The sequence below is a fragment of the Streptomyces cahuitamycinicus genome (genome assembly GCF_002891435.1).
GTDB lineage: Bacteria > Actinomycetota > Actinomycetes > Streptomycetales > Streptomycetaceae > Streptomyces > Streptomyces cahuitamycinicus.
Genome location: NZ_POUC01000220.1, coordinates 1 through 12876 on the forward strand (window position 1 = coordinate 1; position 12876 = coordinate 12876).

Here is a 12876-nt window from a genome sequence, read left to right on the forward strand (position 1 = left end):
CCCCCCAGGCCCGGCCCGTCCGGCAGGAGCCCGAGGCCCTGCCGCCGGCGTCCGGTCCGGGCGACGGTCGTACGCCGCTGTACGACACGCTGGAGACCAACTGGTTCCACGGCCAGCAGGAGCAGCAGCCGCAGAACAACGGCTCCGCCCCGGCCGCCCCGCAGCAACCGCAGGGACCCACCGGTCCGCAGCGGTCCACAGCCCCCGCCGGATGGCGTACCTCGCCGAACGACGACCTCGTCCGCCAGGCCGAGCGAGTCCGCCAGCCCGCCGCGGGTGGTGTCACCACCTCCGGCCTGCCGCGCCGGGTGCCCCGGGCGAACCTCGTCCCGGGCACGGCACAGCAGCAAACCCACCAGAGCGGTCCTCAGGTCTCGCGTGCGCCCGATGACGTGCGCGGCCGGCTGACCAATCTCCGTCGGGGAATCGCACAGGGTCGTCAGGCCGGGTCCACCCAGACCGGCAGCCACCCACGGCCCACTCACCAGCAGGAGCGTTAGTTGAGTCCGATGAGCCAGGCGGCACAGAATCTCAACTGGTTGATCACCAACTTCGTGGACAACACCCCCGGGGTGTCCCACACCGTCGTCGTGTCCGCCGACGGTCTCCTCCTGGCGCTGTCGGAGGGTTTCCCGCGCGACCGCGCGGACCAGCTCGCGGCCGTCGCCTCGGGCCTGACGTCGCTGACGGCAGGCGCCTCAAGGATCTTCGAGGGCGGTGAGGTGGCGCAGACGGTCGTGGAGATGGAGCGAGGGTTCCTGTTCCTCATGTCCGTCTCGGACGGCTCGTCCCTGGCCGTCCTCGCCCATCCCGAGTGCGACATCGGCCTCGTCGGCTACGAGATGGCGCTCCTGGTCGACCGCGCGGGCGCGGTCCTCACCCCCGACCTGCGAGCCGAGCTCCAAGGCAGTCTGCTCCACTGATCGGCCCGGCACCACCCGTCTCCCCCCATCACCGTCCGGCTGCCGCACACACCCCACACAGGCCCCGTCAGACGGCTTGCTGACCGACTTGCTGTCCCGCCCGGAGGACCCATGACCCCGCCCACCGCCTCTCATGATCCGTACGCGGAGCCGTACGTGGACGAGGGCGACCAGCCGCTGGTACGGCCGTATGCCATGACCGGCGGCCGGACCCGGCCGCGCTACCAGCTGGCCATCGAGGCACTGATCAGCACGACCGCCGACCCCGCCGCGCTCATGGGGCTGCTCCCGGAGCACCAGCGGATCTGCCACCTCTGCCGTGAGGTGAAGTCGGTGGCCGAGGTCTCGGCGCTGCTGAACATGCCGCTGGGTGTGGCCCGGATCCTGGTCGCGGACCTCGCCGAGGCCGGTCTCGTCGCGATCCACCAGCCGGGCGGCGACGACGCCACCGGTGCACCGGACGTGACACTGCTCGAAAGGGTGCTCAGTGGACTTCGCAAGCTCTGACCAGGGTCGATCCACCACCTCCGCGAAGATAGTGGTGGCGGGTGGCTTCGGCGTGGGCAAGACCACGTTCGTGGGCGCCGTCTCGGAGATCAACCCGCTGCGGACCGAGGCCGTGATGACCTCGGCCAGCGCGGGCATCGACGACCTGACCCACACCGGGGACAAGACCACCACCACGGTGGCCATGGACTTCGGCCGTATCACCCTGGACCAGGACCTGATCCTGTACCTGTTCGGTACGCCGGGCCAGGACCGCTTCTGGTTCATGTGGGACGACCTGGTGCGCGGCGCCATCGGCGCGGTGGTGCTCGTGGACACCCGGCGCCTGGCCGACTGCTTCCCGGCCGTCGACTACTTCGAGAACTCGGGTCTGCCGTTCGTCGTGGCCCTCAACGGCTTCGACGGCCAGCAGCCCTACCAGCCCGAAGAGGTCCGGGAGGCGCTCCAGATCGGACCGGACACCCCGATCATCACGACGGACGCCCGGCACCGGGCCGATGCGAAGAGTGCCCTGATCACGCTGGTCGAGCACGCTCTGATGGCACGGCTGAGGTAGCACTCAATTCTGGAGCGCCATACGGCAGTTGTCGTAGATACGCCGGAGCCGACTGTGTCCTTTGACACGGTCGGCCAAGGTGTTCATAACGTTTCGGCAGAGGAATCTGGTGGTACGGCCACGCGTCGCGCACATCCGGTCTCGCTGCGCTCACAACGGCCCCGCCTTTTGGCGGGGCTCGTTCTTTATGACCGTTTTATCTGGGGCTTACATCACGTCGATTCCCCGCCCCGGACTGTTTGGAAGAGCGCAGGTCGTCGTGCTGGAATGCCTGAACTGCCCAATAGTCAATGACGTACGCGTCCGTCGTGGCGTCTTGGGCTCTGAACACTGCGGCACAACGTTGGTGCCGACCGCCGAGAGGTTGTTGGTCGAGTGAGGCGAAGCAAGAACAGTCCCGAGCCGTCGGCCCGGGGCAACTTCACCCCGCCGCCGCGCACAGCGGCGCCCGCCCCCGTGCCCGGTTCAGAACCGACGGCCGCGCCCGCCGAGAGCGGCGGCCGTCTCTCTCCGCGCAACTGGCGGGTGGCGACCAGGCTGAACGCGATCCTGCTCATACCCGTGCTGGTCGGCCTCGTCATGGGCGGCTTCCAGGTGAAGAGCTCGATCGACACCTGGCAGGAGGCCGAGGACGCGGAGAACACCGCGCGCCTGGTCCGCGCCGCCCTGGCCTACGGCAACGAGCTGCTCGTCGAACGCGACGTGACCGCCGCACCCCTGCTCCAGGGCAAGGGCGCGAAGGACCCGACGGTCGTGAAGGCCCGCGCGAACACCGACAGGGCGTCCGACGCCTTCGACGAGGCCGTCAAGAACATGCCCGACCGGCCCGGCCTGGAGCGGCGCCTGGAGCGCTTCCGCGAGGTGGAGCCGAAGCTCACGCAGCTGCGTGCGGCCGCCTACACCAGCCAGCTCAAGGGCGTGCAGACCGAAGAGGGCTACGTCGAGACCGAGCACAGGCTGCTGGAGTTCGCCAACGAGCTCGGCCTGGGCACCGGCAACATCACCAGCTACGGCCGCACCGTCTACGCCATCTCGCTGACCAAGGGCGCACTCTCCCTCCAGCGCTCCATCGGCATGCACATGCTGATCAAGCCCGGACCGGACGGCGGCAATCTGGCCAGCCAGCGCATCGCCCTGTCCTCGTACGCCTACCTGGAGCGCATCGCCATCCAGGAGTACGAGAGCGGCGGCACCGAAGCGGACTTCGCCAAGCTGACGGCGGCCGAGAAGCAGATCAAGGCCGACGGCGCGAAGATGGCCGCGGACGCCAAGGCCAAGGATCCGGACTACGTACCGCCGCCCGCCAACCCCACCACGATGCTGGCGAGGATCGCCGCGCTGTCGTCCACGGACCCGAGCGAGCGCGCCGACCTCGCCCAGGCAGGCATCACGGCTCAGAACTGGTGGGCCGTCACCACGCTGAAGTTCGACGCGTACAACAAGATCGAGACCGAGCTGGCCGACAAGGCCGTGACCGAAGCGTCCGACATCGCCGACGACGCCCAGCGTGACGCCTACATCACCGGTGCCGCCGTCGTGGTCGCCCTGCTCCTCGCCTTCATCCTGGCCGGTGCGGTCGCCCGCCAGATGAGCCGTTCGATGCGCCAGCTGCGCAACGCCGCCTTCGGTATCGCCGAGCAGCGCCTGCCGATGCTGGTCGACCAGCTCTCGCGCACCGACCCCGGCCGCGTCGACACCCGCGTCCAGGCCATCCCGATCACCACCACGGACGAGATCGGCGAGGTCGCCCGCGCCTTCGACCAGGTCCACCGTGAGGCCGTCCGGCTCGCCGCCGAGCAGGCCCTGCTGCGGGGCAACATCAACGCGATCTTCACCAACCTGTCGCGCCGCAACCAGTCGCTGATCGAGGGCCAGCTGACCCTGATCACCGACCTGGAGAACAACGAGGCCGACCCGGACCAGCTGGAGAACCTCTTCAAGCTGGACCACCTGGCGACCCGTATGCGCCGCAACGGCGAGAACCTCCTGGTCCTCGCCGGCGAGGAGCCCGGCCGCCGCTGGGACCAGCCGGTCCCGCTGGTGGACGTGCTGCGCGCCGCCTCCTCCGAGGTGGAGCAGTACGAGCGCATCGAACTGTCCGGTGTTCCGGAGGCCGAGATCCACGGCCGTGCCGTGACCGACCTCGTGCACCTGCTCGCCGAGCTCCTGGAGAACGCCACCACGTTCTCCTCCCCGCAGACCAAGGTCCGCGTCACCGCGACCCGTCTGCCCGACGGCCGCGTGATGATCGAGATCCACGACAAGGGCATCGGCCTCACCGCCGAGGACTTCGCGGACATCAACCACAAGCTGGCCAACCCGCCGACCGTGGACGCCGCGATCTCGCAGCGCATGGGCCTGTTCGTGGTCGGCCGGCTGTCCGACCGGCACGGCATCCGGGTCCAGCTGCGCCCCTCGGGCGAGCAGGCCGGCACCACGTCGCTGGTCATGCTGCCGGACGCGATCACCCACGGCGGCGGCGGCGAGCAGCACGTGGACCGCGACGAGTTCACCGTCTCGCAGATCATCCCGGAGCAGAGCTTCGGCGGCGAGAGCTTCAACCAGCCGGGCATGCGCACGGCGGCGGAGCTCGGCTTCGACGACAGCCGCTACTCCGACGTCCCCGACGACATACGCGAGCTGGACCCCGTGGGCCGCTCCCTGATGCGCGAGGAGCGCCGGGCGGCCCTGGAGTCCCAGTCGCACGAGCAGCCCGCGCTGCCCGGGCAGAGCGGCCAGGAGCCGAACCAGGCGGGCGGGTACCCCGACGAGTACAACGGCGCGCAGGGCTACGACACCGGGCAGGGCTACGACACCGGGCAGGCGGGTTACCCGGAGCAGCAGCCGTCCGCGTACGACCGCCAGGCGCCGTACGAGGAGCAGCAGGGGCAGTACCAGGAGCAGCAGGCGCCGTACCAGGAGCAGCAGCAGGCGTCGTACGAGGAGCCGCAGCGGTCTGCGTACGACGAGCAGTACTACGCGCCGAACGGTGGTCTGCCGCAGAACGACACCTTCTCGCCGAACGGCGGCTACCCGGAGCCCTCCTATGCGGAGCCGGTCCAGGAGGAGCCCTCGGCTCCGGGCGCGGGCGGGCAGGGCGGTTTCGCCGCGTTCGAGCAGCGGCGCCACCAGGACGACTGGCCGCAGCAGGACGGTTACCAGAACGGCTACCCGAGCCAGTACCCTTCTCAGGCCCCGGAAACGGAATCTACGCAGGCCGCTGACGCGAGTGAGCAGGACCGCGTAGGCTTCGACCGTCCGGGATCGAGCCCCTCCGCCGCTCACACGATGACCGACGCCGGGCTTCCCCGCCGTGGATCCACCGCGAGCGGTGCGAACGGCACGGGTGGCGCACGGCAGGGGAGCCAGGAGCCGCCGGCCTCCGCTCCGGAGAGCAACGGCGACAACTGGCGCTCGGCCAACGACGAGCGGTGGCAGCAGGCTTCGCAGCTCCGGAAGCCCAAGGCGGGCGGGGTCACCTCATCCGGCCTGCCGAGGCGGGTGCCCAAGGCCAACCTGATCGAGGGAGCCGCCGAGAGCACCCCCCAGGGAGGCCCACAGGTCTCCCGCGCCCCGGAGGACGTCCGGGGCAGGCTGAGCAACCTGCGTCGGGGCGTCCAGCGCGGGCGCAGCGCAGGCAGTGAAACGAACGGCCAGGGCTTCGGTCCTGACAGCACCTACAACCAGGAGCGTTAGTGTGAGCCCGATGAGCCAGGCGGCACAGAACCTGAACTGGTTGATCACCAACTTCGTGGACAACACCCCGGGGGTGTCCCACACGGTGGTGGTCTCCGCCGACGGACTCCTTCTGGCGATGTCCGAAGGCTTCCCCCGCGACCGCGCCGACCAGCTCGCGGCCGTCGCTTCCGGTCTGACGTCGCTGACGGCGGGCGCTTCCCGGATCTTCGAGGGAGGCGCCGTGAACCAGACCGTTGTGGAGATGGAGCGGGGATTCCTCTTCATCATGTCCGTATCGGACGGTTCGTCGCTCGCCGTTCTCGCACATCCGGAGGCGGACATCGGCCTGGTCGGGTACGAGATGGCCCTGCTGGTCGACCGAGCCGGTACGGTCCTGACACCGGACCTTCGTGCAGAGCTCCAGGGGAGCCTGCTCAACTAACAGACGGACGGTGTGTTTTGGCGTCCCGTGGCCGTAAGGTTTCGGGACGCGGCTCCACAGCGATGGGTGCCAGGCACAGTCGGAGGAGGAGAAAGTGGCAACACCCCCAAGCGGTTCGTCTTCGGGCAACTGGTCGTACGGTCCTGCCCAGGGCCAGGGCGACGGTGGTCAGAACCCGAACCGTTACAACTTCCCCTCCGCACCGAGCCACCGGCAGCCGTACGCGCCGCAGGGCCCCGGCCCGTCGCCGTACGACCAGCCGCCGGCCCCGCGTATCCAGCCTGTGCAGCCGCAGCGCCGCAACCCCGAGCCGGCGCCCGGCGGAGGGTCGAACAATCACAATCCGCTGGTGCGTCCGTACGCCATGACCGGCGGCCGGACCCGCCCCCGCTACCAGCTCGCCATCGAGGCGCTGGTGCACACCACTGCGCAGCCGCACCAGATGCAGGGCCAATTGCCCGAGCATCAGCGGATCTGCAACCTCTGCCGGGAAATCAAGTCGGTCGCCGAGATCTCGGCGCTCCTCACGATCCCTCTCGGCGTGGCCAGGATCCTCGTCGCCGACTTGGCGGAGGCGGGACTGGTCGCCATCCATCAGCCCGGCGGCGACGAGAACGCCGGCGGCCAGCCAGACGTGACACTGCTCGAAAGGGTGCTCAGTGGACTTCGCAAGCTCTAGCGGAGGGCCTTCCCGCTCCACCACGTCCGCGAAGATCGTGGTGGCTGGCGGCTTCGGCGTGGGCAAGACCACGTTCGTGGGTGCCGTCTCGGAGATCAATCCGCTGCGCACAGAGGCCGTCATGACGTCCGCTTCGGCCGGCATCGACGACCTGACCCACACCGGGGACAAGACGACCACGACGGTCGCCATGGACTTCGGCCGTATCACCCTGGACCAGGACCTGATCCTGTACCTCTTCGGTACGCCGGGCCAGGACCGCTTCTGGTTCATGTGGGACGACCTGGTGCGCGGCGCCATCGGCGCGATCGTGCTGGTCGACACGAGGAGGCTCGCCGACTGCTTCCCCGCCGTCGACTACTTCGAGAACTCGGGGCTGCCGTTCGTCATCGCGCTGAACGGCTTCGACGGTCAGCAGCCGTACACGCCGGACGAGGTCCGCGAGGCGCTCCAGATCGGCCCCGACACCCCGATCATCACGACGGACGCGCGGCATCGTGCCGATGCGAAGTCTGCGTTGATCACGCTGGTGGAGCATGCGTTGATGGCTCGTCTGCGGTAGTTCTCCGTTGCTGTAGGACAGCCCCTGGCGGCCTCTGGGTTGCCGGGGGCTGTTTGCGTGCCGGGTGCGGGTTCGTGGGGGCTTGTCGCGCAGTTCCCCGCGCCCCTAACCGCAAAGGCAAAGGCCCCTCCGTGTGGAGGGGCCTTTCTTCGTGCTGTTGGTCAGCGCCAGCTGTGCGGGGCCCTGAAGCCCGGCTCGCGTTCCAGGCGGCGCCAGCCCGCCTTGATGCGGCCGCGGTGGGCCGGGGTCGGGTCCGTGGGGCGGGCGGCGGCGCGGGCCAGGAGGATGGCCGTGATGGCGGCGACTTCCTCGGGCTCGGCGTGGCCCTTCTCGACGCGGATGTCAGGCGATTCCATGAGTGTCAGTCTCCGTGAGGAAGATGTCCGCAGTGTTACTGCGGCGGGTTGCCGTGCTTGCGGGACGGCAGGTCCGCGTGCTTGGTCTGGAGCATGGCGAGGGACTTGATCAGCACCTCGCGGGTCTCGGCGGGGTCGATGACGTCGTCGACCAGGCCGCGCTCGGCCGCGTAGTAGGGGTGCATCAGCTCGGACTTGTACTCCTTGACCATGCGGGCCCGCATGGCCTCGGGGTCCTCGGCGTCGGCGATCTGACGGCGGAAGATGACGTTGGCCGCACCCTCGGCGCCCATGACGGCGATCTCGTTCGTCGGCCAGGCGTAGGTGAGGTCCGCACCGATGGACTGGCTGTCCATGACGATGTACGCACCTCCGTAGGCCTTGCGCAGGATCAGGGAGATCCTCGGCACGGTCGCGTTGCAGTAGGCGTAGAGGAGCTTCGCGCCGTGGCGGATGATGCCACCGTGCTCCTGGTCGACGCCCGGGAGGAAGCCGGGGACGTCCAGAAGAGTGATGATCGGGATGTTGAACGCGTCGCACATCTGGACGAAGCGGGCCGCCTTCTCGGAGGCCTCGATGTCCAGCACACCGGCCAGCGCCTGGGGCTGGTTGGCGACGATGCCGACGACCTGGCCGTCCATCCGGCCCAGCGCGCAGATGATGTTGCGGGCCCAGCGCTCGTGGACTTCCAGGTAGTCGCCGTCGTCGACGATCTCCTCGATGACCTTGGCCATGTCGTAGGGCCGGTTGCCGTCCGCCGGGACGAGGTCCAGCAGGACGTCCGAGCGGCGGTCGGCCGCGTCCGAGGGTTCGGTGCGGGGCGGGTTCTCGCGGTTGTTCTGCGGGAGCAGGGACAGCAGGTAGCGGACCTCGGCGATGCAGGTCTCTTCGTCGTCGTAGGCGAAGTGGCAGACACCGGACGTCCCGGCGTGGACGTCCGCGCCGCCCAGGCCGTTCTGCGTGATCTCCTCGCCGGTGACCGCCTTGACGACGTCGGGGCCGGTGATGAACATCTGCGAGGTCTCGCGGACCATGAAGACGAAGTCGGTGAGGGCGGGGCTGTAGGCCGCGCCGCCGGCGCACGGGCCGAGCATCACCGAGATCTGCGGGATCACGCCCGAGGCCTTGGTGTTGCGCTGGAAGATGCCGCCGTAGCCGGCGAGCGCCGAGACGCCCTCCTGGATGCGGGCGCCGGCGCCGTCGTTCAGCGACACCAGCGGGGCACCGGCCGCGATGGCCATGTCCATGATCTTGTGGATCTTCGTGGCGTGGGCCTCGCCCAGCGCGCCGCCGAAGATGCGGAAGTCGTGCGCGTATACGAAGACCGTGCGGCCTTCCACCGTGCCCCAGCCGGTGATCACACCGTCGGTGTAGGGCTTCTTGGCCTCCAGGCCGAAGCCGGTGGCCCGGTGCCGGCGCAGCTGCTCGACCTCCCGGAAGGAGTCCGGGTCGAGGAGGAGTTCGATGCGCTCCCGCGCGGTCAGCTTGCCCTTGGCGTGCTGCGCGCTGGTCGCCTTCTCGCTCGGTCCGGCCACCGCCTGCGCACGGATCTCGTGCAGTTCGGCCACGCGTCCGCGCGCGTCGGTCGGCTCACCCGGCGCCTCATCCAAAACGGTCATGTAGCGACCATACGAAGCCGAGCGAGGAATGCGGGGCGTCGACTCCTCACAGTCTCCGGCGTGTTTTCCTGGTACCCCTGAACAGAACCGTGGCGGGGTTGAGCCTTTCCGACTGCTCAGGGGGCGTGTCGCTTGTAGGGGTCGCACAAAGCGGTCAGGCGAGAGTCACGTCACAGACATGCGTGGCGCATGCCTCCCCCGGGGTGACGCGCACGTGCAGCCGGCGGCCCGTGGAGAGCACCTCGACCGTCTCGTCCGCGCGGACGACCCGGCGGACCGGGTGGTCCCAGACGACCTCCAGCGGTTCGCCCGTACGGGGCGGTTCGCTCACGCAGAGGGTAGCGGTACGGCCCCGCCGGACGATCAGCACGCCGGCGCCGGCGGAGGCGGAGAGCGGGCCCGCCGTCCCCGCCCGCCAGAAGTTGGCTGCCGTGCAGCCGAGGGAGGGCACGGCGACCGCCTGGCGGGCGGCGTCGTTGGCGAGGACCGACAGCCAGCGGCGGTCGTTGGCACGGCGCGCGACCTCCCGCCGGGACGCCCCGGGCATGAGGACGTAGGCGTACGTGGCGTCCTCGGGGTCGGTGCCGTGGTCGAGCCAGAGGGTCTGCCAGCGGCGGGTGCGCCGCTCCCGCGTGCTGCCGGTGTTGATATCGGACCAGGCGCCGGAGCGGTCCTCGCGCAGCGCCTTCGGCTCGCGGCCGAGCAGGATCCAGCCGCCGTGGTCCTCCAGATGGGCCCAGTCGGGGCCCTTGACGAAGCGCTGGGTGCCGGACGCGCCGAGGTTGCGGTTGTCGACGATCGTCTCGACCGGGACGCCGTCGGCGCAGGTGATCCCGGCGCCCAGGCAGATCACCGCGTCCTCGACGCAGAACCAGGACTTGCGGGCTTCGAGGGTGGAGCCGAGGCCCTTGAGGTGCTGGCCGAGAGCCGCGAACGTGCCGTCGGTGGTGCCGCCGACCCAGCGCGCGTCCGGGCGGGCCGTGCCCCACTCGCCGCCTTCGCGGTCGGCGAGCCGCTTGGTGGAGACGGTGGTGCCGGGCAGCCGGTACCAGTCGACGGTCGGCCAGAACCAGTCCGTGTACTGGTCGCTCGCGCCGGCCCACCAGCTGACCATGCCCGCGCCGGTGTGCCAGCCGCGGGGGTTCTCGCCGTTGCCGCACTCGTAGTGGGCGATGCGGTCGCTGGCCATGGCGATGTTCACGGTGAATCCGGGGCCGCGGTGGACGGCACGGTCCATGGCGGCGAAGAGGTGGTGCCCGGGGGGTTCGGGCGTGGCCGGGGCGGGTGAGCCGGCGATGGCGTGCAGCCGTGCCAGGTCGGCGACGCCGAACTGGGGTGCCGTCAGGATCGGGGCCACGGTGTCCCGTTCGATCCAGCCCTTGACGCGGGCGTGCCAGCGCTCGCGCTCCGCGGGGCTCGCCCCGGCCGCGAGCAGGGCGATGGCGGCGATGAGCTGGTGGCCGTGGTAGTGGTCGCCGCGCAGGATCTCGCGGTCGTCGGAGATGAGGTGACCGCGGCTGATGGCCCGGCCGTTGACGCTGTCCATGACGAGCCCGTCGTGGATGAGCGGGGCGTAGGCGCGCTCGACGCTGTCGAGGACGATCCGCCGGTTCGGGTCGGTGACCTCCCAGTCGGATCCGGCGAGCAGAGCGAAGAGCCGGCCGAGTCCGTCGAGCATGACCTGGCCGTACGTGCCCGAGTAGGCGACCCAGGTGTGCTGGACGAACGAGCCGTCGGCGTAGAGGCCGTCGCCCCGGGTGACGTGGGGGAAAACCGGGGAGAGGGCGTCCCGGGCGAGGGCGATCTTGGCGGGGTCGCGGCCGAGGACGCCGCGCAAGGCGACGGAGCGGCACAGGTCGACGCGGTTGGCGCCGGTGGAGGTGCCGCTGTAGTCGGCGAGGGCCGAGTCGGGGACGAAGTGGTCGACGGCGGCGCAGGCGGCGCCGACCCGGGGCTGCCCCAGCTCCTCGTACAGGGCGGCCGTGATGTCCATGAGCAGGCGGGGGCTGCCGATCTGCCATTCCCACCAGTTGCCGTAACGGGTGGTGGCGGGGTTGTAGACCGTGGCGGAGAGGTGATCGAGACCGCGCAGGATGCCGTCGAGGAAGGCGGGGTCGGCGGTCGAGCCGGTGCCCTGCTGAAGGTAGGCCTGGGTCATGGTCCACAGGCGGCCGTAGCTGAGGGTGATGCCGGCCGGCGGGTCGAAGGGGTGGCCCGGCCAGAGGGAGTCCGCCGCCGGGGTCATGCTCGCGCGCAGGTCTCGGGCGAGGGCGCCGGTCTCGGCGAGCCGGGCGGCGTAGGGCCCGGCCGTCGGGTCGTAGCCGGTGCCGAGCGCGATGCCGAGCCAGCGGCGGCGCAGGGTGTCGTACGGATCGCCCGGGGCGTCGGTGATCCGGCCCGCGGGGGCCGCGCCCCCCGTCGCAGCGAGGCCCGCGGCCACCAGCAGCAGGGCGCGGCGGCTGGGCCGGAGCAGGGCGGCGGCCCCGGCCGTACGACGGGGGGAGACGCGGCGCTGGGGAGTCATGCCCATGCCCTACCCACGTGGTGGAGTCATGCCCATGCCCTACCACAGGAGGTGGTCACCTGAACGGGGGATCCGGCCGGAGTGAGCGGGTGAGCGGAACGGGGGAACGGCCGGAACGGGAACGGCCGGAACGGCGGAAACGGCCCGAGCGGGAGCGGGAGCGGGAGCGGCGGAACGGCCCGAGCGGGAACGGCCGGAGCGACCGGAACGGCGGAACGGCCCGGGCGGCCGGAGCGGGAAGCGGTCTCGGCGGGTCAGCCGAAGCGGTTCAGCAGGCGGCGGTACAGGCCCGGCGCGAGGCCGCGGACCCTGCCGGGGGCGGTCAGCCAGGCGGGGACGTAGGCCTCGTCGCGGTTCTGCCGGACGGCCTCCCAGATCGTGCCGGCGACGCTGCCGGGCGAGAGGAGGCCGGTGCGGGTGCCGTCGTAGGGCCTGCCGCGGCGGGTGTGAAAGGGCGTGTCGACGGCTCCCGGCACGATGAAGGTCACGCCCACGCCCGTGCCGCGCAGTTCCTGGCGCAGCGCCTCGGCGAAGGCGGCCAGGCCGGCCTTGGCGGCGGAGTACACCGCCTCCTCCCGCCGGCCCACGCAGCCGGCGACCGAGCCGAGCAGCACCACACGGCCCCGCCCCGCCGCGATCATGGTGGGCAGCACCTCGCGCACGAGGTGGAGGGTGGCGTTGAGGTCCAGGGTCAGCACCCGGTCGATGTCTGTGTGCGGCATGGTGGCGAAGGGGCCCGCCCAGCCCATGCCCGCCCCGGCGACCAGGACGTCGATCCGGCCGGTGGTGTGCAGCGCGGACCGGGCCAGCAGGCGCGGGCCGTCCGGGGCGGCGAGATCGGCGGGCAGTACGACGGCCGTGGTGCCGGACGCCGTCTGCTCCAGGCGGCGCCGGTCGCGTCCGCTGAGGAGCAGCTGCCAGCCGTCCATGGCGAACCGCCGGGCCGTGGCCGCTCCGATGCCGGAGGAGGCGCCGGTGACCAGGGCGACGCGCCGGTCGAGACGTCGCGGGGGTCCGTACTGGTTCACCC

The 12876-nt window shown here is 70.8% G+C and carries 11 protein-coding genes and 1 pseudogene; 8 read left to right on the plus strand and 4 right to left on the minus strand.

What is annotated here, in order from left to right; all coding sequences use genetic code 11:
- The 8 genes and pseudogenes from C1J00_RS25840 to C1J00_RS25875 form a co-directional block, all read left to right on the plus strand.
- A pseudogene (locus C1J00_RS25840) lies at window positions 1-500 on the plus strand (nitrate- and nitrite sensing domain-containing protein); the annotation flags it as partial.
- A 9-nt stretch (window positions 501-509) separates the two neighbouring features.
- Complete coding sequence (locus C1J00_RS25845) at window positions 510-923, plus strand: roadblock/LC7 domain-containing protein (protein WP_031138073.1); 414 nt, start codon at window positions 510-512, stop codon at window positions 921-923.
- Window positions 924-1034: 111 nt separating this feature from the next.
- Entirely contained in the window at window positions 1035-1430 is a 396-nt protein-coding gene (locus C1J00_RS25850) for a DUF742 domain-containing protein (RefSeq protein ID WP_102911444.1), read from the plus strand.
- A complete protein-coding gene (locus tag C1J00_RS25855; RefSeq protein ID WP_102911445.1) occupies window positions 1411-1986 on the plus strand; it encodes a GTP-binding protein in 576 nt (191 codons plus the stop codon). The genes C1J00_RS25850 and C1J00_RS25855 overlap by 20 nt, the downstream gene beginning before the upstream one ends.
- Before the next feature lie 375 nt (window positions 1987-2361).
- Window positions 2362-5682: a nitrate- and nitrite sensing domain-containing protein gene (locus tag C1J00_RS25860; RefSeq protein WP_180989699.1), complete on the plus strand. Its 3321-nt coding sequence runs from the start codon at window positions 2362-2364 to the stop codon at window positions 5680-5682.
- A 10-nt stretch (window positions 5683-5692) separates the two neighbouring features.
- Window positions 5693-6106: a roadblock/LC7 domain-containing protein gene (locus C1J00_RS25865; RefSeq protein WP_056644956.1), complete on the plus strand. Its 414-nt coding sequence runs from the start codon at window positions 5693-5695 to the stop codon at window positions 6104-6106.
- A gap of 94 nt (window positions 6107-6200) precedes the next feature.
- Window positions 6201-6785, plus strand: coding sequence for a DUF742 domain-containing protein (locus tag C1J00_RS25870; protein WP_102911447.1), 585 nt, complete (start codon window positions 6201-6203; stop codon window positions 6783-6785).
- Window positions 6766-7347, plus strand: a complete 582-nt coding sequence (locus C1J00_RS25875) for a GTP-binding protein (protein ID WP_014675207.1) — start codon at window positions 6766-6768, stop codon at window positions 7345-7347. The genes C1J00_RS25870 and C1J00_RS25875 overlap by 20 nt, the downstream gene beginning before the upstream one ends.
- Before the next feature lie 161 nt (window positions 7348-7508).
- Here C1J00_RS25875 and C1J00_RS25880 read toward each other — a convergent pair whose 3' ends face one another.
- From C1J00_RS25880 to C1J00_RS25895, 4 genes are all read right to left on the minus strand, one after another.
- Window positions 7509-7703, minus strand: a complete 195-nt coding sequence (locus tag C1J00_RS25880) for an acyl-CoA carboxylase subunit epsilon (protein WP_030851540.1) — start codon at window positions 7701-7703, stop codon at window positions 7509-7511.
- A 35-nt stretch (window positions 7704-7738) separates the two neighbouring features.
- Complete coding sequence (locus C1J00_RS25885; protein WP_102911448.1) at window positions 7739-9322, minus strand: acyl-CoA carboxylase subunit beta; 1584 nt, start codon at window positions 9320-9322, stop codon at window positions 7739-7741.
- A gap of 154 nt (window positions 9323-9476) precedes the next feature.
- Window positions 9477-11846, minus strand: a complete 2370-nt coding sequence (locus C1J00_RS25890; protein WP_102911450.1) for a polysaccharide lyase 8 family protein — start codon at window positions 11844-11846, stop codon at window positions 9477-9479.
- A 254-nt stretch (window positions 11847-12100) separates the two neighbouring features.
- On the minus strand, window positions 12101-12874 hold the full coding sequence (locus C1J00_RS25895; protein WP_245936505.1) for an SDR family NAD(P)-dependent oxidoreductase: 774 nt from the start codon (window positions 12872-12874) through the stop codon (window positions 12101-12103).
- Between the last annotated feature and the right edge of the window lie 2 nt (window positions 12875-12876).

What these genes read in the sequence shown, in the direction of transcription:
- C1J00_RS25890 (WP_102911450.1), bottom strand. Translation starts at nt 11,846, where the DNA reads ATGACTCCCCAGCGCCGCGTCTCCCCCCGTCGTACGGCCGGGGCCGCC.
- C1J00_RS25845 (WP_031138073.1), top strand. Translation starts at nt 510, where the DNA reads ATGAGCCAGGCGGCACAGAATCTCAACTGGTTGATCACCAACTTCGTG.
- C1J00_RS25850 (WP_102911444.1), top strand. Translation starts at nt 1,035, where the DNA reads ATGACCCCGCCCACCGCCTCTCATGATCCGTACGCGGAGCCGTACGTG.
- C1J00_RS25885 (WP_102911448.1), bottom strand. Translation starts at nt 9,322, where the DNA reads ATGACCGTTTTGGATGAGGCGCCGGGTGAGCCGACCGACGCGCGCGGA.
- C1J00_RS25865 (WP_056644956.1), top strand. Translation starts at nt 5,693, where the DNA reads ATGAGCCAGGCGGCACAGAACCTGAACTGGTTGATCACCAACTTCGTG.
- C1J00_RS25880 (WP_030851540.1), bottom strand. Translation starts at nt 7,703, where the DNA reads ATGGAATCGCCTGACATCCGCGTCGAGAAGGGCCACGCCGAGCCCGAG.